Origin of the sequence: Streptomyces sp. A2-16 (assembly GCF_018128905.1) — a bacterium.
GTDB lineage: Bacteria > Actinomycetota > Actinomycetes > Streptomycetales > Streptomycetaceae > Streptomyces.
Genome location: NZ_CP063808.1, coordinates 2553881 through 2573462, shown reverse-complemented (window position 1 = coordinate 2573462; position 19582 = coordinate 2553881). Strand labels below are relative to the sequence as shown.

Sequence of the window (19582 nt, the reverse complement as noted above, 5' to 3'; positions counted from 1 at the left end):
GGCGACCGGGGTGCCAACGGGCCCTCTCTCATGCGCGCAGGTGTGCCTCGATGAGATCGGCCGCCCTGCGGGTGCCGCCCTCCTGGGCCATCCCGGCCTGGATCTCCTTGAGCCTGCGGGCGGCCTCGGGGTCGTCGACGAGCGCGAGGGCGGCCTCCCGCAGCACCTGCGCGGTCGCCTCCTCGGTGTCGATCCGGCGGGCGACCCCGCACGCCTGGAGCATGTCCGCGTTGCCGAACTGGTCCACGGCCTGCGGTACGGCGATCATCGGCGTGGCGGTCGCCAGTCCCTCCTGGCTGCCGCCCGCACCGGCGTGCGTGACGAACAGGTCGGCCTGCCCGAGGATGGCCAACTGCGGTACCCAGGAATGCACTTCGACGTTGTCCGGTACGGCGCCCAGCTCGGCCGGATCCACGTGTTTGCCGATCTGGAGCACGAGGTGCCAGCCGGGGAGGTCGGCGAATGCCCTGACGCACTCCCGGTAGAAGTCGGGCCGCTTGGTGAAGGAGGATCCGAGCGAGACGAGCACCACCTTCTCGGCAGCGGCCGGCCGCTGCCAGTCCCCCTGGGAGCCGCGGTCCCCCTGGCAGGCGCCGACGAAGGTGTACACGCTCTCGTCGACCCGGTCGGCGTTCGGCTGAAGCACCCTGGGGATCAGGACGAGGGAGCGGTCGGGGCGGCCGACGAAGGGGTCGGGGTGCAGGGCGATCCCGTTCTCCTCCAGCCAGCCCTGGAACCGGGCGTAGTAGGCCTGCCCCCGTTCGGTGCGCTTCGGCTCGGCCCACATCGGCTCGGCGACCTCCTCCTCGTAGCCCTGCCAGGCGACGAGGTTCGGTGAGAGGGAGATCGCCGGGACGCCCCAGCGGTGGGCGAGGATCCGGGCCGGGTAGGCGGCGATGTCGTGCAGGACGAGATCCGGTTCGTCGCCGTCGTAGGCCTCGGCGAGCTGCGGCAGGGCCTGCATCGCGTCGGCGAGAAAGATCTCCACGTGGTCCAGGAGTTCGGAACCCCAAGCCGCGGGGTCGTCGTCGGGCCCGGGAAGCGTGGAGTTCCAGAGCTTCGGCTCGGCGCCGGTCTCGGCGACCTTCCGGGCGAACAGGGGCGGGATGGCGTACGTGACCCGGTGCCCGCGCGCCACGAGCTCGCGGATCACTTCCAGGCTGGGGTTCACGTGGCCGTGGGCGGCGACGGAGAACATGGCGATGTGCGAGCGAGGGGTCATGTCGGCAACGTTAAACGAGACGAGACGTCTCGTGCAAGTTGTTGGAGTCCTTCTCACGCCTCCAGCCCCTCGTGCAGCCGCAGCCACCGGTCGGGCGACACCTCTCCCACGAGTACGGCCCGGTCGACACCGGCGCCCCGGAAGGCCGCGTCCACCCGGCGCCGGGGGTGGGCCCGGCACAGAGAGGCGTGCAAGGAACCGCCGACCCCCGAGAAGCCGAGCTCGACCAGGTGCCGCCAGCCACTCAGTGCGGCCGGGTCGAGGAGCGGGGTGCGGCGGCGCTCGATCCGGAGGATGCCCGCGTCCACCCGCGGCACGGGCCGGAAGCCGTGCCGTCCGACCCGCCCCACCAGACGCCACTCGTACCGGGGCCAGCTCAGAACGGTCAGAGAAGTCCACCTCCCGTAGTCCCCCGTGCGCTTGCGGGCGTACTCCAGCTGCGTGAGGAGTGTCGCGTCGGTGAGTGCCGGGGCCGTCAGACACCAGTGCACGATGGCGGCCGTCCGGGAGAAGGGCACGTTCCCCGCGACCGAGAACGGCGTCCGGGGTGGGCGCGCGGCGAGGAAGTCCCCCGCGACGACCTGGACCTGGGATGCGGAGCGAAAGCGGGCGTCGAGCTGCGGGACGAGCCGTTCGTCGATCTCGTAGGCGAGGAGCCGACGGCAGCGCGGGGCGAGCAGCTCGGTCAACGCGCCTTTGCCGGCGCCGACTTCGAGGACGAGCCCCGCTTTCGGGTGCGGTACGGCGAGCCTGGCGAGCCGGGCCGCCGCCGTGCGATCGGTGAGGAAGTTCTGCGAGAGCGCGCGAGAGACGTGCGTGGGGCGGGCCATGGCCTGCGGTCCTTGTCTTCCGGAAGGGGAGGGAGGGCAGACGAAGGCCCTGACCGGAAGACAGGAGAGTGTGTGCGGGACGAACCGGGCCGCGGGTGATCAGCGGCGGCGGGCGTGGCTCCCGGGACCGGTCAGGGCTCCGGGGCCACGGCGCTTCCGCTGGGAATGCGCACAGCCCCGGCCGAGACCGGAGAAGGAGATCGCGTTGTTCGCTGCCACGGACGGGACGTTAGGGCGCGGCGTCCCGCCCGGGCAACCGGTTTTCAGCGCTGGTAGCGGGCGAGCACCCGGTTCCCGTCGTCCACCAGCCGTTTGCGCAGCTCACCGAGGCCGATCGCACCGCTGTAGTACTCCTGGAAGGCGGGGGTGGCGACCTTGTCCTTCCACTCCGGATAGCCCCGGACGGACTGCGCGGGCGCCGGGCTCAGCCGGGAGGCGAGGGCGGTACCGGTGGCCCAACCGTCCTTCGCGGTGCGCAGGGCGGGGTCCTTCAGGGCCTCGGTTCCGGTGGGCAGCATCCAGTCCCCCAGCGCCAGCCGGACCATGTTCTTCGGCTGGAGAAGGAAGTCGATGAACGCGGCGGCCTCCTTCTTGTGCGGGCTGTCCTCGGCGACGGACAGAGTCTGCGGGCTGACTCCCTGGGTGAGCCCCTCGGCGCCGGCCGGGGCGGGCAGCACCTGCCATGCGAAGCCCTTCGGCGCCTGCTGTGCGATCTGCTGACGGTAGGAGAACCCGAGCGGGACCATCGCGTACTTGCCGCCGAAGAAACCGGGCAGGGTGTCGGAGCCGCCGCTGCCGAGCGTGGTGGGCGAGGCGCTGTGGTCGGTGTTCGCCTGGTCGTGGATGGTGCGGGGCACGGTCTCGTCGGGCTTCTCGAAGCGGATGGTGACCTTTCCGTCGGCTCCCCGGTGGAAGAGCCGGCCGCCCGCCGACAGCGACAGGTTGAGGGTCGCGGAGACGGGTTCCTTCAGCGGCCAGGCCACTCCGTACTTTCCGTCCCCGCTGAGCCTTGCGGTGATGTCCCGGAACTCGGCCCAGCTCCAGGGGTGTTCGGGGGTGGGGATCCGCACGCCGGAGTCCTTCAGCCACTCGGCGTTGGCGATCAGCACGCGGGGTTCCTGCAGGAAGGGCACGCCGTAGACGCCGTCGCCGAAGGTGGCGGTGTCCCAACTCCGCTGCGGGATGTCCGACGTGAGACGCCGGGGCAGCAGGTTCTCGAGGTTCGCGAGATAGCCGCCGTAGGCGAAGTCCGCGAGGTCGTCGGTGGCGTCGTGGATGATGTCGGGCGCCTCGCCGCCCTCGAAGGAGGTGAGCAGCTGATCGTGCACACTGTCCCAACTCCCCTGTACGTACTCGACCTCGACGCCGGGGTGGGTCGCGTTCCACTCCTTCACGAGTTCCTTGTTGGCCGCGACGGACTCCTCCTGCCAGGCGAGGGACTGGAAGCGGAGGGTGATCCGGCCGTCGTCGCGCGCGCTCGTGCCGGTGCAGCCGGCCAGGAGCAGCAGGAGGAGGACTCCCACGAACCGCCGTGCGCGCATCAGCTCTTCACCGCCCCGGTCAACATGCCTCCCGTGATGCGGCGTTGGATGATCGCGAAGATGATCAGCGAGGGCAGGGTGGCGAGGAAGGCGGCGGCCGCCAGTGGGCCGAGGTCAGCGACTCCCTCCGCGCCGATGAAGTGGGTGAGGACGACCGGCAGGGTCTGTTTGTCCGCGGTCTTCAGCAGCACCAGGGCGAAGAAGAACTCGTTCCACGCGGTGATGAACGCGAACAGCCCCGTCGCCACGATCCCCGGCGCGAGCAGCGGCGCGGTCACCGACACCAGGGTCCGCAGCCGCCCGGCCCCGTCGACGGCGGCCGCCTCCTCCAGCTCCGTCGGCACGGCACGGACGTATCCGACGAGCATCCACAGCGCGAACGGCAGCGCCCACACGACGTACACCATCACCAGGCCCGCGAGGGAGTTGATCAGTCGTAGCTCCTTGAGCACCAGGAACAACGGGATGATCACCAGCACCAGCGGGAACGCCTGGCTGACCACCACCCAGCCCGTGGCAGCCTTCCCGAGCCGGGTGCGGTGGCGGGCCATGACGTAGGCGAGCGGGGTCGCGATCAGTACGGCGATCACGGCGGCGGCGAACGCGGCGAGCAGCGAGTTCCCGGCGGCGCGCAGCAGGGGCTGTTCGTCGAAGGCCTGGCGGAAGTTGTCGAGGGTGGGCTGGCGGGGGATCCAGGTGGGATGCAGACTGCCCAGCTCGCGCGGGGACTTGAAAGCGGTGGAGATCAGCCAGAGGAAGGGGAACGCGAGGAAGACGAGATAGGCGAGGAGGGCGGCGTACTGGCCGACGCGGCCGGAGGTACTGGTTCTCATGCGTCGTCACCTCCCTTCAGGCGGCCCACGAGGAACAGGGCGAGCAGGACGGAGACGACCGCGACCATCACACAGCCCATCGCGGCCGCGTAGCCGAACTGGCCGTAGCGGAAGGCCTCTTCGTAGGCGAAGAGCATGGGCAGACGGGTGCGGCCGCCGGGTCCGCCGCTGGTCAGCACGTACACCAGGGCGAACGAGTTGAAGTTCCAGATGAAGTTGAGCGCGGTGATCGCGAGCGCGACGGGTCTGAGCGCGGGCCAGGTGACCGTGCGGAACCGGCGCCAGGCGCCCGCGCCGTCCATGGAAGCCGCCTCGTGGAGTTCGCGCGGGGTGTTCTGGAGGCCGGCGAGCAGGGTGACCGTCGTCTGGGGCATCCCGGCCCAGACGCCGACGACGATCACGGCGGGCAGGGCGGTGGACAGGCCACTGAGCCAGTCACGGCCGTCGCCGAGGCCGAGGGTGCGCAGCGTCTCGTTGAGGACACCGGCGTCCGGGTTGTAGACGAGGCGCCACATCACGCCGACGACGACCTCGGGCATGGCCCAGGGGATGATCGCGAGGGCGCGGGCGAGCCAGCGCAGCTTGAGGTCCTGGTTCAGCAGGAGTGCGAGGCCGAGCGCCAGCAGGAACTGCGGGACGGTGACGCCGACCGCCCACACCAGGCCGATCCGGAACGACTCCCAGAACAGGGTGTCGTGCAGCAGGTCCTGGAAGTTGAGGCCGCCGATCCACTGCGTGGCCCGGGTCCGGCCCGACTGGGCGTCGGTGAAGGCCAGCAGGATCCCGTACAGCAGCGGCCCCACGCTCAGCACCAGGATCGGGATCAGCGCGGGCAGCACCAGGAACCAGGCCCCGCGGTCGGACGGGCGACGGTCCCCCTCGGCGTGCCCAACGCCCTGCGCCGACCGCTGCGTCGCGGTCACCAGTGTCACGTGATCGGCTCCTTCGCGCGGTTCGTGACGATCCGGCCCTCCCGGCCCGGGCCCCCGTCATGGTCGTGAAGGGGGTATGCGCCGTCAAGGCAGCGCGCACACGTGCCCACCTGTGGGAATGCGAGACTGGCCGGGCGATGGCGCGAACTCGACGCCGTTCGCGGTGGCAATACACAGGCATGCGCGACATGTCGGGAGCGGGAGGCCGGACGATGGACGAGACACGGGCGCGGGACGTACTGGCCGCGGCGGGGCTGCCGGTGGGGCCGGCGCGACTGCTCGCCCTCGGCGAGAACGCCGTGTTCGCCGTCGATGACCTGGTCGTCAAGGTGGGCCGCGACGCCGAACTCCTCGACCGGGCGCGCCGGGAACTGGACATCGCCCTGTGGCTGGCGCAGGCGGAGGTGCCCGCGGTGCGGGCGGCCGAGCCGGAGGCACGACTGGTCGACGGCCATCCGGTGACGCTGTGGCACCGGCTTCCCGACGCCGTACGGCCCGCCGGACCGCGGGATTTGGCCGAACTGCTGCGGGTCGTGCACGCGCTGCCGGCGCCGCCGTTCGAGCTGCCGCCGCGTGAGCTGCTGGGCGGTGTCGAGCGGTGGCTGCGGCTCGCGGGGGACGCGATCTCCTCCGCCGACGCCGAGTATCTGCGTCGGCGGCGGGACGGCTTCGTGGGGGCGGCGGCCGCGGTGACGCCTCGTCTGACGCCGGGGCCGATCCACGGGGACGCGCTGCCCCGCAATGTGCACGTCGGGCCCTCCGGACCGTTCCTCGTCGACCTGGAGACCTTCTCCTCGGATCTGCGCGAGCACGATCTGGTGGTCATGGCTCTGTCCCGGGACCGGTACGGGCTGTCCGCGGACGCCTACGACTCGTTCACCGCCGCCTACGGATGGGACGTGCGGGAGTGGGAGGGGTGCTCGGTGCTGCGGGGTGCCCGGGAGACGGCCAGCTGTGCGTGGGTCGCCCAGCACGCGCCGTCGAACCCCAAGGCGTTGGCGGAGTTCGAGCGGAGGGTGGCTTCGCTGCGGGACGGCGACGAGACGGTGCGGTGGTATGCGTTCTGACCGCCCTCAGGAAGTCTCCTCGCCCTGAATCACAAGCGCCGCCCTCCGCAGTTCGGTCAGCACCGTGCGGACCGCCCTCCTCGCCGTTCTCTCCGGGCGGTACAGGGCGTCGATGCGGCGCCTGGCCCGTACGCCGCTCAGCGGTCTCAGCACCAACGCCGGATGGCGGCGCATCGTCCAGCGGGGCATCAGCGCCAGGCCTCCCCCCGCCGCCACCGCCTCCGCCGCCACCGCGAACTCGTTGATGCGGTGGGCGAGGTGCAGCCGGTGGCCCGCCGCCGCCCCGATCGCCTCGATGGTGGCCATGACCGGGAAGCCGTCGTGGACGGTGATCCAGGGCTCGCCGGCCACGTCCGCCGGAGTCACCCGGCCCTTGGCCGCCAAGGGGTGGTCGGCGGGCATGGCGACGTCCAGCGGTTCGCGCAGGAGCGTGGTGGCCGTCACCGTGGGCGGCCAGGCGCCGGCGTGGTCGAGGCGGTGGGCCAGGACGAGGTCGTACGCGCGGGTGAGGCGGGGGAAGTCCTCCTGCGGGACGTCCTCGTCGGCCAGCCTCGGTACGGGGCCGCCCGGGTCGGCGAGGGCACGCAGCAGCAGGGGGAAGAAGGCCGCGCCCGCGCTGTGGAAGGCCGCCACCGACACCTCGCCCTCGGGCCGGTCCGCGAACTCCTCGACCGTGTGCCGCGCGCGGGCCAGCGCCGTCTCCACCTCGATGGCCGCGCCCGCGAGCGCCTGCCCGGCGTCCGTGAGCACCAGCCGTCGGCCGTCGCGCTCGGTCAGCGGCACCCTGACCGACCGCTGCAGCAGTCTGAGCTGCTGGGAGATCGCCGACGGGGTCACCAGCAGCGCCTCGGCGACCGCGGTCACGCTGCCCAGTTCGCCGAGTTCCCGCAGGATCCGCAGCTGTCGTTCGTCCACCTCCCGAGTCTAGGGAACCGTGCAGCAAAACTAAAAGATCGTTGAAGAAGGTGCCTCTGGGCTTCAACGGGCTCCTGGTGGACCGTGGGGAGGTGTCCGACGCCCGCCGTACCGACGTGGTACTCCTGCTGGTCGCGATCGTCTGGGGTTCGAGTTATCTCTCCGCCCAGACGGCGACGTCCGCCCTGCCTGTCCTGCTGGTGCTCCTCGCCCGCTACGCCCTGTCCGCGCTCGCCTGTCTGGGCGTCCTCGTCTCCGGGCGAGGGCCCCGCCGGTGGACCCGTGAGGAGCTCCGGGCCGGGGTGCCCCTGGGCCTGACCCAGGCCGCCGTCCTGGTCGTCGAGACCTACGGCGTCGCCCACACCAGCGCCGCCAACGCGGGGCTCATCATCAGCCTGACCATCGTCCTGACCCCCCTCCTCGACCGCACCGGCCACCGGGGCGGCCTCCCGCCCGCCTTCTACGCCGCGGCCGGTGTGTGCGTCCTGGCCGTCGGACTGCTCATGGCGGGCAACGGCTTCCACGCGCCCCGCCTCGGCGACCTGCTGATGCTCGGGGCCGCGGTCGTGCGGGCCGGCCATGTGGCGCTGGTCGGCCGGCTCACCACGGGCCGGGCGATCAGGCCGATGCATCTCACGACCGTGCAGACCCTCGTCGGCACCGCTCTGTTCCTCCCCCTGTCCGCGCACGAGCTCCCGACCCTGGCCCACGCGGGAACGGCGACCTGGGCCCAGCTGCTCTATCTCGCCCTGTTCTGCAGTGTGTTCGCCTTCCTCGCCCAGACCTGGGCGGTGCAGCGCACCTCGGCCAGCCGGGCCAGTCTGCTGCTGGGCACCGAGCCGATCTGGGCCGCCGCGGTGGGACTCGCCCTGGGCGGCGAGCACTTCACCGCTCTGACCGGGCTCGGAGCGGTACTGATGGTCACCGGCACCTACTGGGGGCAGTCCGTGGAACGAGCCCACCGCGGGGCCGCCCCGCCCCGCGCCGAAGCGCACGCGCACCTCACCGACGAGGAACCCCCGAAGCCCGACGACGCCCGCGACACCACGACGCCCGCGACACCTACGGCCGTCTGAGCTCGCGGAGGATCGAGCGGCCGGCGGCCGACCACGAGCCGTCGGCGAAGCCCCGGAGGGAGTCCGTCGCCGGCCCGCAGCCGGGGTGAGCCCCGCTCATACCGTCTCGTCGGCCGGCTCGCGCAGCGGCCAGGTGCCGTCGACCACCGCTGTCGCGTCGCCCTTGCGGCGCAGGAAGTCCTGGAAGTCCGCCGCCCACTCGGCGTACCACTCGATCTGACGGCGGTGCAGGTCCGCCGGGCCCAGGGCGGCGACCTTGGGATGGCGCACGGCTATCGCGCAGGCCAGCCGGGCCGCGGCGAGGGCGTCGGCGCAGGCGTCGTGGGCGGCGTCGAGCGCGACGCCGTACTCCGTGCAGACCGCTTCGAGGTTGCGCTTGCCGCGGCGGTAGCGGTCCACCGAGCGGTCGATGGTGTACGGGTCGATGACCGGGGCCGGGTCGAGGCCGCCCAGGCGTTCACTCAGGGACGGCAGGTCGTACCGGCGCAGTTCGGCGGAGAGCAGGCTCAGATCGAAGGCGGCGTTGTACGCGACGACCGGGACGCCCGTCTTCCAGTAGGTGGTGAGGACGTCCGCGATGGCGTCGGCGACCTGGTCGGCGGGGCGGCCCTCGGCGGCCGCCCGCTCATTGCTGATCCCGTGCACCGCGACGGCGTCCGCCGGGATCTCCATGCCCGGGTCCGCCAGCCACTCCCGGCGTCCGAGCGGCTGCCCGTCCCTGACCTCGATCACGGCTCCCGTGACGATGCGCGCCTCGCGCGGATCGGTGCCGGTCGTCTCCAGGTCGAAGCCGATCAGCAGCTCTCGGTGCCAGCCCATGGGCGGTCCCCCTTCTTGGTGGTGCTTTCCCCCAGTGGTCTCCACCTTCCCATGTGCCACTGACAATCAGAGGACCGCATTCCGCTTGGCGGCATCGCAACCCTGGACACTTCAGGACACCGGCCGCGAATCCGCCCAGTTCGTCTCGAACTCCTCGCGGTAGGTGGGGAAGAGACCGCTGTCGTCCACATCGCCCGCCTTGACGACCCGGTTTCCGTTGCGCAGCACGAGGACCGGCGCCTCCATGCCCCGCGACCGGCGCAGATAGGACTGCACGACCGCTATGCCGTCGGTGCCGTCGCCGTCCACGAGGTAGGCCGTGAAGCGCGGGGTGTCGTCGTAGACCTGGATCTCGAAGGCGCCCGGGTCGCGCAGTCTCGACCGCACCCGGCGCATGTGCAGGATGTTCATCTCGACGGCACGGCTCAACTCGCCCCGCTTCATGCCGAGTTCCCGCTCGCGTCGCTTGACCGCGCTGGAGGCCGGGTTGAGGAACAGCAGCCGCACCCGGCAGCCCGCCTCGGCGAGCCGCACCAGACGGCGGCCGGAGAAGTTCTGCACGAGGAGGTTGAGGCCGATGCCGACGGCGTCGAGCCGGCGGGCGCCGCCGAAGATGTCCTCGGCGGGGAACTGCCGCAGCAGCCGCACCCGGTCGGGGTGCACGGCGACCACGTCGGCGTACCGGTCGCCCACCAGGTCCTCGACCGCGTCCACGGGCAGTCGGCGGGCGGACGGCACGTCACCGCCGGCGCCGAGTATCTCGAGGAGTTTGGCGGAGGCACGCTCGGCCTGGCCGAGGACGGCCTCGGACAGGGCCCGGTTGCGGGAGACGACGTTGCGCGTCACCTCCAGCTCGTCCAGGGCCAGTTCGACGTCCCGCCGGTCGTCGAAGTAGGGCTCGAAGCAGGGCCAGTGCTGCACCATCAGCTCGCGCAGCTGGGGCAGCGTGAGGAAGCTGAGGACGTTGTCGTCGGCGGGGTCGAGCAAGTAGCCCTTGCGGCGGCTGACTTCGCGGACGGCGACCGCACGCTGGACCCACTCCTGACCGGCGGGCCCGGCGGCGGCCACCACCCAGTCGTCGTGGCCGTGGACGGGTTCGTAGATGGGACGCAGAACAGCGGCCACGACAGCCCGCAGCCGCTGTTCGACGAGGTTCAGCCAGATGTAGGCCCGCCCCGCCCGTTGTGCGCGCGTACGCACCTCGCGCCAGGCGTCGGCGTCCCAGTCCAGCTCCGGCCCGATCGTCGCTCCCGCGTCCATCGGCCGTGCCAGGGACACCGTGCCGGGCGGGGCGTCTTGGGAGTTCCCCTCGTGACCCTCGTCACCAGGGGGCAACTCCAGCCCTCCCGAGCCCACCCGCGCACCGCCTTCCGCTCCCCCGGGCTCGGCCCGAGGGGTCACCCCCACCCAACGATCAAGGAAGGGTACTCCGGGAGCGGTCGGCGGTGCAGCCGGATGGACAGGGTCGTTCTCAACTACCGAACTCCCAGTGGCCGTTCTGCCCGGCGAGCTCGGCCGGAGTGAGCGGATTCATAGCCGTGACGTCCCTGGGGGCGACGGAGAATCCCTGCCAGTGGACCGGCATGGGCTGCTGGTCCTCGTCCCGCGCGATGTGGTGGAAGCCCACGTTCATCCAGACGACCGGGTGGGTGAGGGTCTGGCCGTTGACCCACTTGTCGACGGAATTGCCCGCTCCGGCGGCGCAGCTGCCGGTGTTGTTGCTGGCGAACTGCTCGCACTGGTTGTACTCGGTGAAGTACACGTCGTGCTTGGTGAAGCTGCGGCCCGGGTACTTGGTGCTCGGACCGGGGACGATCTCGTACGACCGCTGGTGCCAGTCCTTGTTCTTGCCGACCGCGCTGACCATGCGCCACCAGCGGTAGCTCTTGGCGTCGCCGGCGAGTTCCTTGGTGACCGGGGTGCGGGTGGTCTTGGTCGTCGGCGCCTGCTGGCCCTGGGCGGCCGCGGTGACCGTCGAGTCGTACTGCTCGACCCGGTTCTTGGAGGAGCCGTCGAGGGCGAAGTCCAGGCGCCAGAAGGCGTTGTGGCTGTGGCTGGTGGCCTGGGCGCGGGGACCCTTGCCGATCGGCCAGCCGCGGCCGTCGCCGGCGTCGTAGTCCTCGTAGGAGAGGCTGCCGGTCGCGCCGAGGTTCATGGTGATGGTGCCGTCGTCCTGGAAGCGCCACTCGGTCATGTACTCGTACCAGCCGACCTGGTTGACCGAGTAGACGAGCAGGTCCTTGCCCTGGGCCTGGTAGACCTTGTTGGCGCTGTCGCCCTGCATGCGGTAGGCGTGGCCGCGGGAACGGGTCGTGGTGCACAGGCCGTTGACCTCGGCGCGGTCCGGGTCCCAGGAGTCCGGGACCTTGACCTTCTTGATGGTGCCGCCGGGACACTCGCCCGGGTCCAGGTTCATCAGGCCCTGGGCGAAGCCGAAGCCCGTCAGGTCGTCGTACTCGACGCTGCCGTCGTCGTAGGGGACGTGGATCTGGCCGAGCCGCGCGCTGTTGAGGACCTTGATCGGGGTGGCCTCGCCCTTGGGCTGGTAGGAGATGTCCTCCAGCACCATTCCGGCCTTGCTGTCGTAGCGCCAGCACATCCGCCAGGTCGTGCCGCTGGAGAGCTTCTGCTCGATCTTGTAGGCGGTGCTGCACTCCGCGGCCGCCGCGGCGGCCTTCGGCTGGGCGACGGCCGGACCCGCACCGGTGGTGACACCGGCGGCCAGCGCGGCCACGGACACGCCGAGGGCCGCGTGCCTGCGCGCGCGGCTGATTCTGTTGACACGCATGAAGAGATGACTCCCTTGCGGAAGGAGCAGGTGGGAAAAGTGGACTGAGGGAGGCGGATCAGCTCTCGAGCTTGGCGACCTTGCGGGCGCTCAGATCGATCACGAAGGCCCTGGCGTCGATCCAGGGGCCGTTCTTCACCTTCGGGAACAGCCGCACACAGCGGTGCTCGCCGCACTTGTCCAGCGCGGCGGGCTGGCCACTCGGGACGGCCCGGTACACGGCGCCGGTGAGCAGCAGCTGGTCGGGGTTGGTGAGTTCCTTGTCGGTGGCGTCCTTGTAGTCGGCCTTCAGGTCCGCGCCGAGCGGGTCGGCGATCAGAAGGCTCGCGGCCTCGGCGTACTCGGCGCTGCTCAGCGGCGGCTGGACGCCGTGCTGGGTGCCGGTCGCGACGACCTTGCCGCTGGCCAGGTCGACGGTCCTGGTGACCAGGGCGTCGTCCCGGTAGTCGTAGAACGTGACGTTCGCGCGCCGGGGCGCGTTCGGGTCGTCCAGTTCACCGGCCTTCGGGTCGGCGAGGTCCACGGTGAGCCGTTCGGGGCCGCGGTCGCCCTCGACGTCCTCACTGGCGTTCATCATCTGCGGGTTCACGGCGAGCTGCTCGACCCGCTTGATCTCGTCGTCGGTGAGCGGGTCGCGACCCTTGCCCTTCTCACCCTCGGCGGCCGGCGCCTGCTCGACGACGCCGGGCGCGACGGAACCGTCCGCCCCCTGTCCCGCCTGCGCCGCGGACTGTCCGGCGGCCGCCTTGCCGCCGTCCGTGTCGTCCGCCCCCGCCGTGCCGGGCAGGGTGATCCCGATCATCACGGCGGTCCCGGCCACCGCGATCGCCGCACCTGCCACCACCTTCCCGAGGTGGCGGTGCACTATCTTGCGCACATCTTCCCCCTACTCCCCGGGCAACTTCCGGGAGTACGTGTCTGCCCCAATGGTTCGGCACGGAACGGTCTCTGTGATCGTCCCGTGCTCCGGTCGATCGGTAAGAGGGACGTAAGTCATAGGTGGTTCCATCAGTTTCGGGGACACTCGGGGCCAAGGGGCCCCACGCGGCGCGGCACAGCTGAAAGAGTCGTTTCATGCAGGTCTGGCCTGGAGAGGCGTATCCACTCGGTGCCACGTACGACGGCGCCGGTACCAACTTTGCGGTCTTCACGGAGGCCGCGGACCGAGTAGAGCTGTGTCTGTTGCACGACGACGGCTCGGAAACGGCGGTGGAACTGCGCGAGAGCGACGCGTTCGTGCGGCACGCGTACCTGCCCGGCGTGATGCCCGGACAGCGCTACGGCTTCCGTGCGCACGGCCCGTACGCACCCGACCGGGGCTTGCGCTGCAACTCGTCGAAGCTGCTGCTCGACCCGTACGCGCGCGCGATCAGCGGTTCGATCCGCTGGGGCGAGGAGGTGTACGGCTATCACTTCGACTCCCCCGACAAGCGCAACGATCTCGACTCGGCGCCGCACACCATGACGTCGGTCGTGGTCAACCCGTACTTCGACTGGGGCGACGACCGGCGGCCCCGGATCGGGTACCACGAGACGGTGATCTACGAGGCCCACGTCAAGGGCCTCACCATGCGGCACCCGGGGCTCCCGGAGGAGCTGCGCGGCACCTACGCCGCCCTAGCGCACCCCGCGATCATCGAGCACCTGGTGGAGCTCGGCGTCACCACCCTGGAGCTGATGCCGGTCCACCAGTTCGTGAACGACCACCGCCTGGTCGACATGGGCCTGAACAACTACTGGGGCTACAACACCATCGGTTTCTTCGCCCCGCACAACGCGTACGCCTCCTGGGGCGACCGCGGACAGCAGGTCCTGGAGTTCAAGTCGGCGGTCAGGGCGCTGCACGAGGCCGGGATCGAGGTCATCCTGGACGTCGTCTACAACCACACCGCCGAGGGCAACCATCTGGGCCCGACGCTGTCCTTCAAGGGGCTCGACAACCCGCAGTACTACCGGCTGACCGACGACCAGCGGTACTACATGGACACCACGGGCACCGGGAACTCGCTGCTCATGCGGTCCCCGCACGTCCTCCAGCTGATCATGGACTCGCTCAGGTACTGGGTCACCGAGATGCACGTCGACGGTTTCCGCTTCGACCTGGCGGCCACCCTGGCCCGGCAGTTCCACGAGGTGGACCGGCTGTCGTCGTTCTTCGACCTGGTGCAGCAGGACCCGGTGGTCTCCCAGGTGAAGCTGATCGCCGAGCCGTGGGACGTGGGCGAGGGCGGCTACCAGGTGGGCAACTTCCCGCCGCTGTGGACCGAGTGGAACGGCAAGTACCGCGACACCGTGCGGGACCTGTGGCGGGGTGAGGGCCGCGCGCTCGCGGAGTTCGCGTCCCGGCTGACCGGTTCCTCCGACCTCTACCAGGACGACGGGCGCCGCCCGCTGGCCTCCATCAACTTCGTCACCTGCCACGACGGTTTCACCCTGCGTGACCTCGTCTCGTACAACGAGAAGCACAACGAGGCCAACGGTGAGGACAACCGCGACGGCGAGAGCCACAACCGGTCCTGGAACTGCGGGGCCGAGGGCGAGACCGACGACCCGGGCGTGCGGGAGCTGCGCGCCCGCCAGATGCGCAACTTCATCGCCACGCTGATGCTGTCCCAGGGCGTGCCGATGATCAGTCACGGCGACGAGGTCGCGCGCACGCAGCGCGGCAACAACAACGCCTACTGCCAGGACAGCGAGCTGGCCTGGGTGAAGTGGCCGGACGCCGACGAGGACGAGACGGGGCTCGGCAGCGAGCTGCTGGCCTTCACGCGCGCGATGGTGTGGCTGCGCAAGGACCATCCGGTCTTCCGGCGCCGGCGCTTCTTCCACGGACGGCCCGTGGAGGGCACCCATGACGAGCTCTCGGACATCGCCTGGTTCACCCCCGAGGGCAAGGAGATGACTCAGCGGGACTGGGACCGGGCGCAGGCCTCGGCGCTGACGGTCTTCCTCAACGGCAACGCGATCTCCGAGCCCGGCACCCGCGGGGAGCGGATCACCGACGACTCGTTCCTGCTGATGTTCAACGCCTCGCCGAAGACGCTCGACTTCGTGGTCCCGGTGAACCACGGCCGGCAGTGGCAGGTCGTGGTCGACACCGGCCGCCCGGACGGGGTGCCGCCGGGCACGGGGGCGAAGGTGCAGGCCGGGGACCGGCTGACGCTGGTGGACCGGAGCATGGTGGTGCTGCAGCGTCCGGTCTAGGCAAATGGAGGGTGAAGGAATACCACAGAGAATTATGGGATTTCTTCACCCTCTTCCATGTTTAACCAGCTCGAATTGAATGCGGGTAGAGAACCGGTAAAGTTCCCCAACGAAACTCCAACGATCGCCCGCCGCTTATCGGAGCAGACTGTTCCGGTTTACCGGATTTCAAGACGCGCTTGCCATGATAATCCGGTCACGGTTAAGCTTCGAGCCGTCAGTTACGGGGTAACTGCAGGCTGCCGCCGCCTCACCGCCGGCGATTACTCCTCACACTCACTGAATGGTTTGAATCAAACCGGCCACGTGCAGAGGTGATACTCGATGAAATCGGTGCAGCCACGGAAATCACCGAGCAGCCGTGTCGCTCACCTGGACAACTCACCCGCTCCACGTCTGGCACACGCCGTCCAGCTCGCTGCCTTCGCCCTGATCTGTGGTTACAGTCTGCTCTGGCTGCTCGCCCTCAGACCGGACAGATATCGCCTCATCGGCGCCATCCTGTGCATCCTGGGTTCGCTGGCGATCATGGTCAGACTGTGCTGGCCCGGCTGCCACAGCCGAAGGGCCCGCCGCCGGATTCCGGTCCTGCTCACCCTGGCGGCGCTGACCTTCGCTCCGGTGTGCTGGTTCGGCGCCGGCTGGCTGGGCGTCCCGGGGTTCCTCGACGGGGCGATCCTGCTGATGTACTCCGGCGCGGTCAGCTGGTGCTGCTTCGCCCTGCTGGTGCTGCTGACCGGGGCGATCGCCACCGGTGAGCACCCGGGAGCCCTGGGCACCGCCTACTTCGTCGGATCCACCCTGCTGTCCGGCCTCAGCGTCTTCGGCCTGACCCGGCTCAACGACATGGTGCTCAGCCTGCGGGCGGCCCGCGAGGGACTGGCCGTGCTCGCGGTGGAACAGGAGCGGCTGCGCTTCGCCCGCGACCTGCACGACCTGCTCGGCTTCAGCCTCTCCACCATCGTGCTGCGCGGCGAACTGACGGCCCGGCTGGTCCGGGACGACCCCGGCCGGGCACACCAGGAGGTCGACGCCATCCTCGGGGTCGCGCGCCAGGCACTGACCGACGTACGGCAGGTGGCCCGGTCCTACCGGCATCTGAGCCTGTCCGAGGAACTGTCGGCGGCGCGCTCGGTGCTCGGCTGTGCGGGGATCGAGGTCGAGGTGCGGGGAGCGGCGCTCGCGGAAGGGCTGAGTGCGACGGTCAGCACCGTCCTGGGCACGGTGCTGCGAGAGGGCACCACGAACATCCTGCGACACAGCACGGTGCGGTGGTGCCTGATAGAGGTACGGCGCGAGGGGGCGTCCGGTGTGCTGACGCTCGTCAACGACGGGGTGCCCGAACACGGACCCTCCTCCGGCTGCACGGGCGGCCCGGGCGGTACCGGGCTCGGCAACCTGGCCGCACGCGTCGCGGCCATCGGCGGCACGCTCGGGGCCGGCGTCCTGCCCGGTCACCGCTTCCGGCTGGCGGCCGAGGTGCCGCTGGCGCCGGTGTCGGCCGTCGCCGACCCCGTCGGCACCGCGGCCGGACGGGACGCGCGGGAACACTGACCGGGGGACGGCGGGGGCGGGGCCTACAGCCATCCGGACTGCCGGGCGACCCGGATGGCGTCGACCCGGTTGCGCGCGTTCAACTTGGTGACGACCGCGGTGAGATAGTTGCGCACCGTACCGACGGACAGACACATCCGTTCGGCGACCTCCCTCGCCTCGGCGCCGTCGGCGGACATCCGCAGCGCCTCCATCTCCCGCGCGGTGAGCGGGTTCTCATGGCTTTCCCAGGCTGCGAGGGCGAGTTCCGGATCGATCGCGCGGCGCCCGGACGCCACGGTCCGGATCGCGTCGGCGAGCCGTTCCGGCGGCGCTTCCTTCAGCAGCAGGCCCCACACCCGCAGTGACATGGCCCGGCGCAGATTCGCCGGATGGCCCAGGTTGGTCAGCATCAGCGTCTTCGTGCGCGGCCAGCGTTCGTGCAGCACCGCGGCGGCCGTCAGACCGTCGGTGCCAGGAAGGTCTATGTCGAGCACCGCCACGTCGGGCCGGTGCCGGGCCACGGCGGGCACGATCTCGTCACCGGACGAGACGGCCTCGACGACGGAGATGTCGGCCTCCGTCTCCAGCAGGGCGACCAGCGCCCCTCTGATCATGTGCATGTCCTCGGCCAGGACGATTCTGATCGGCATCGGCTCTGCTCTCCCCCGTGGTACCGACTGCGCTGCCCGGTGTGCGAAGCGTCCCGGCGAGCACGCGGGGCGCCTGTGCGGACACCTGAGCGTAACCGTTCAAATCCTCTACCGGACAAGCCGGTTGACGCTACTCCGTGGGCCACCGCTGGTCCGAGAGCTCCCTCAGCAATGCCTGTTCGGCATCCGTCAGCGGCAGGTCCGGACACAGCCGCTCGGGGTGGCACGGCGGCGGCGCCGACAGCTCCCGCGGGATCGGCGGCGGCCCGGACGGGACACCCCACGGCAGGGGCGGGAAGCGGGTGAGATCGAAGGGCGGGAGCACGCCGTACATCGGGGCCAGCGCGGCGAAGCACTCGCCGACGGTCCGCAGGGCCCGGACACTCCAGCGCCGAAGCCAAGTCCTGTGCTGCACTGCGCGCTCCTCCCGCTGTGCGGTACACCGTTGCGGGGTGAGCCTGGCAGCCGGGACTCGAGGAACACTCGGCACACGCATCGAGCCGCCCGCGAGCCAGGACCGAGGCCGCCTTCCTACGGTCCTGCGCATGACCACCCTTGAGGAACCGGCCGCTGTCACCGCCGCCACGGGAAGCACCCGCGACCGGACGGCCGCCCTGCACGCCGTGCGGGAGCGGGTGCTGCGCGGCCCCGGCGAGCAGGCCACGGCCGCACAGCACGCGAAGGGCAAGCTGACCGCCCGGGAGCGGATCGGCCTGCTCCTGGACGAGGGGTCCTTCCACGAGATCGAGCCGCTGCGCCGGCACCGGGCCACCGGCTTCGGCCTGGAGGCCCGCCGTCCGCACACCGACGGCGTCGTCACCGGCTGGGGCACCGTCCACGGGCGTACGGTCTTCGTCTACGCCCATGACTTCAGGATCTTCGGTGGCTCGCTGGGCGAGGCACACGCCCAGAAGATCCACAAGATCATGGACATGGCCATCGCCGCCGGGGCACCACTGGTGTCGCTCAACGACGGCGCGGGCGCGCGGATCCAGGAAGGCGTGACGGCCCTGGCCGGGTACGGCGGGATCTTCCGGCGCAACGCCACGGCGTCCGGCGTGATCCCGCAGATCTCGGTGATGCTCGGCCCGTGCGCCGGCGGCGCCGCCTACTCCCCGGCGCTCACCGACTTCGTGTTCATGGTCCGGGAGACCTCGCAGATGTTCCTCACCGGACCGGACGTGGTGCAGGCGGTCACCGGGGAGACGATCGGGCAGGACGGACTCGGCGGCGCCGACGTGCACGCGTCGGTCTCGGGGGTCGCCCACTTCGCCTTCGACGACGAGCGCGGCTGCCTGGAGGAGGTGCGCTACCTGCTCTCCCTGCTGCCGCAGAACAACCGCGAGGCGCCGCCGTACCGGCCCACCGGCGACCCCGCGGACCGTCCCACCGAGGCGCTCACCGAGCTGGTCCCGGCCGACGGCAACCGGCCGTACGACATGCGTGCCGTGATCGCGGAGATCGTCGACCACGGCGAGTTCCTGGAGATCCACGAGCACTGGGCGTCCAACGTGCTGTGCGCCCTGGCCCGCGTCGACGGCCGGGTGATCGGGGTGGTGGCCAGTCAGCCGCAGTCGCTGGCCGGGGTGCTGGACATCGACGCCAGCGAGAAGGCGGCCCGCTTCGTGCAGCTGTGCGACGCCTTCAACATCCCCCTGGTCACCCTGGTGGACGTGCCGGGCTTCCTCCCCGGGGTGGGCCAGGAGCACGGCGGGATCATCCGGCACGGGGCCAAACTGCTGTACGCGTACTGCAACGCCACCGTGCCGCGGGTGCAGTTGATCCTGCGCAAGGCGTACGGAGGCGCGTACATCGTGATGGACTCCCGGTCGGTGGGCGCCGACCTGTCCTACGCCTGGCCCACGAACGAGATCGCCGTCATGGGGGCCGCGGGCGCCGCCGAGGTCGTCTTCCGCCGGGAGATCGCCACCGCGGCGGACCCCGAGGCGGTGCGCGCCGAGCGGACGAGGGCGTACGAGAACGAGCTCATGCACCCGTACCACGCCGCCGAGCGCGGACTGGTCGACGACGTCATCGACCCCGCGCGTACCCGGTCGGTGATCGCCGCCGCGCTCGCCGTGCTCCAGTCCAAGCACGCCGACCTGCCCGACCGCAAGCACGGCAACCCCCCGCTCTAGTCCGCCCGTCCCGTCCCCCAGGAGGTCTCCG

16 protein-coding genes and 1 pseudogene are annotated in these 19582 nt (G+C 70.8%); 5 read left to right on the top strand and 12 right to left on the bottom strand.

The window, feature by feature from the left end; all coding sequences use genetic code 11:
* Positions 1-28: 28 nt before the first annotated feature.
* From mgt to IOD14_RS11600, 5 genes and pseudogenes are all read right to left on the bottom strand, one after another.
* A pseudogene (mgt, locus tag IOD14_RS11620) lies at positions 29-1259 on the bottom strand (macrolide-inactivating glycosyltransferase).
* A gap of 16 nt (positions 1260-1275) precedes the next feature.
* On the bottom strand, positions 1276-2052 hold the full coding sequence (erm, locus tag IOD14_RS11615; RefSeq protein ID WP_123992329.1) for an ErmE/ErmH/ErmO/ErmR family 23S rRNA (adenine(2058)-N(6))-methyltransferase: 777 nt from the start codon (positions 2050-2052) through the stop codon (positions 1276-1278).
* Between the two features lie 263 nt (positions 2053-2315).
* Complete coding sequence (locus IOD14_RS11610) at positions 2316-3593, bottom strand: sugar ABC transporter substrate-binding protein (RefSeq protein ID WP_212670190.1); 1278 nt, start codon at positions 3591-3593, stop codon at positions 2316-2318.
* A complete protein-coding gene (locus IOD14_RS11605; protein WP_212670189.1) occupies positions 3593-4426 on the bottom strand; it encodes a carbohydrate ABC transporter permease in 834 nt (277 codons plus the stop codon). Before IOD14_RS11605 ends, IOD14_RS11610 begins: the two co-directional genes overlap by 1 nt.
* Entirely contained in the window at positions 4423-5358 is a 936-nt protein-coding gene (locus tag IOD14_RS11600; RefSeq protein WP_123992326.1) for a sugar ABC transporter permease, read from the bottom strand. Before IOD14_RS11600 ends, IOD14_RS11605 begins: the two co-directional genes overlap by 4 nt.
* A 212-nt stretch (positions 5359-5570) precedes the next feature.
* On the opposite strand from IOD14_RS11600, the gene IOD14_RS11595 reads away from it, so the two are divergent.
* The gene (locus IOD14_RS11595; RefSeq protein ID WP_212670188.1) at positions 5571-6425 is read left to right on the top strand and encodes an aminoglycoside phosphotransferase family protein; all 855 of its coding nucleotides are present in this window, start codon (positions 5571-5573) and stop codon (positions 6423-6425) included.
* Between the two features lie 6 nt (positions 6426-6431).
* On the opposite strand, the gene IOD14_RS11590 is transcribed toward IOD14_RS11595, so the two are convergent.
* A complete protein-coding gene (locus tag IOD14_RS11590; protein ID WP_123992324.1) occupies positions 6432-7340 on the bottom strand; it encodes a LysR family transcriptional regulator in 909 nt (302 codons plus the stop codon).
* 92 nt (positions 7341-7432) lie between these two features.
* Between IOD14_RS11590 and IOD14_RS11585 the strand changes: the two genes are divergently transcribed.
* Complete coding sequence (locus IOD14_RS11585; RefSeq protein WP_249126262.1) at positions 7433-8416, top strand: DMT family transporter; 984 nt, start codon at positions 7433-7435, stop codon at positions 8414-8416.
* Positions 8417-8512: 96 nt separating this feature from the next.
* Here IOD14_RS11585 and IOD14_RS11580 read toward each other — a convergent pair whose 3' ends face one another.
* From IOD14_RS11580 to IOD14_RS11565, 4 genes are all read right to left on the bottom strand, one after another.
* Entirely contained in the window at positions 8513-9235 is a 723-nt protein-coding gene (locus IOD14_RS11580) for a 3'-5' exonuclease (protein ID WP_123992323.1), read from the bottom strand.
* 111 nt (positions 9236-9346) lie between these two features.
* Positions 9347-10591 (bottom strand): SAV2148 family HEPN domain-containing protein, encoded by a 1245-nt coding sequence (locus IOD14_RS11575; RefSeq protein ID WP_123992949.1) that lies wholly within the window; start codon positions 10589-10591, stop codon positions 9347-9349.
* 115 nt (positions 10592-10706) lie between these two features.
* The gene (locus tag IOD14_RS11570) at positions 10707-12023 is read right to left on the bottom strand and encodes a copper amine oxidase (RefSeq protein ID WP_123992322.1); all 1317 of its coding nucleotides are present in this window, start codon (positions 12021-12023) and stop codon (positions 10707-10709) included.
* 58 nt (positions 12024-12081) lie between these two features.
* Positions 12082-12900, bottom strand: coding sequence for a Tat pathway signal sequence domain protein (locus IOD14_RS11565; RefSeq protein ID WP_212670187.1), 819 nt, complete (start codon positions 12898-12900; stop codon positions 12082-12084).
* A gap of 197 nt (positions 12901-13097) precedes the next feature.
* Here IOD14_RS11565 and glgX point away from each other — a divergent pair, with 197 nt between their 5' ends.
* Together glgX and IOD14_RS11555 are read left to right on the top strand one after the other, a co-directional pair.
* Positions 13098-15227, top strand: coding sequence for a glycogen debranching protein GlgX (glgX, locus tag IOD14_RS11560; protein ID WP_123992320.1), 2130 nt, complete (start codon positions 13098-13100; stop codon positions 15225-15227).
* 324 nt (positions 15228-15551) lie between these two features.
* Complete coding sequence (locus tag IOD14_RS11555) at positions 15552-16781, top strand: histidine kinase (RefSeq protein ID WP_123992319.1); 1230 nt, start codon at positions 15552-15554, stop codon at positions 16779-16781.
* Between the two features lie 23 nt (positions 16782-16804).
* Here the strand turns inward: IOD14_RS11555 and IOD14_RS11550 are convergent, their stop codons facing one another.
* On the bottom strand, positions 16805-17413 hold the full coding sequence (locus IOD14_RS11550) for a response regulator transcription factor (RefSeq protein WP_123992318.1): 609 nt from the start codon (positions 17411-17413) through the stop codon (positions 16805-16807).
* 130 nt (positions 17414-17543) lie between these two features.
* The gene (locus IOD14_RS11545; protein ID WP_123992317.1) at positions 17544-17828 is read right to left on the bottom strand and encodes a DUF6059 family protein; all 285 of its coding nucleotides are present in this window, start codon (positions 17826-17828) and stop codon (positions 17544-17546) included.
* Positions 17829-17958: 130 nt separating this feature from the next.
* On the opposite strand from IOD14_RS11545, the gene IOD14_RS11540 reads away from it, so the two are divergent.
* Complete coding sequence (locus tag IOD14_RS11540; protein WP_123992316.1) at positions 17959-19551, top strand: acyl-CoA carboxylase subunit beta; 1593 nt, start codon at positions 17959-17961, stop codon at positions 19549-19551.
* The last annotated feature ends 31 nt before the right edge of the window (positions 19552-19582 follow it).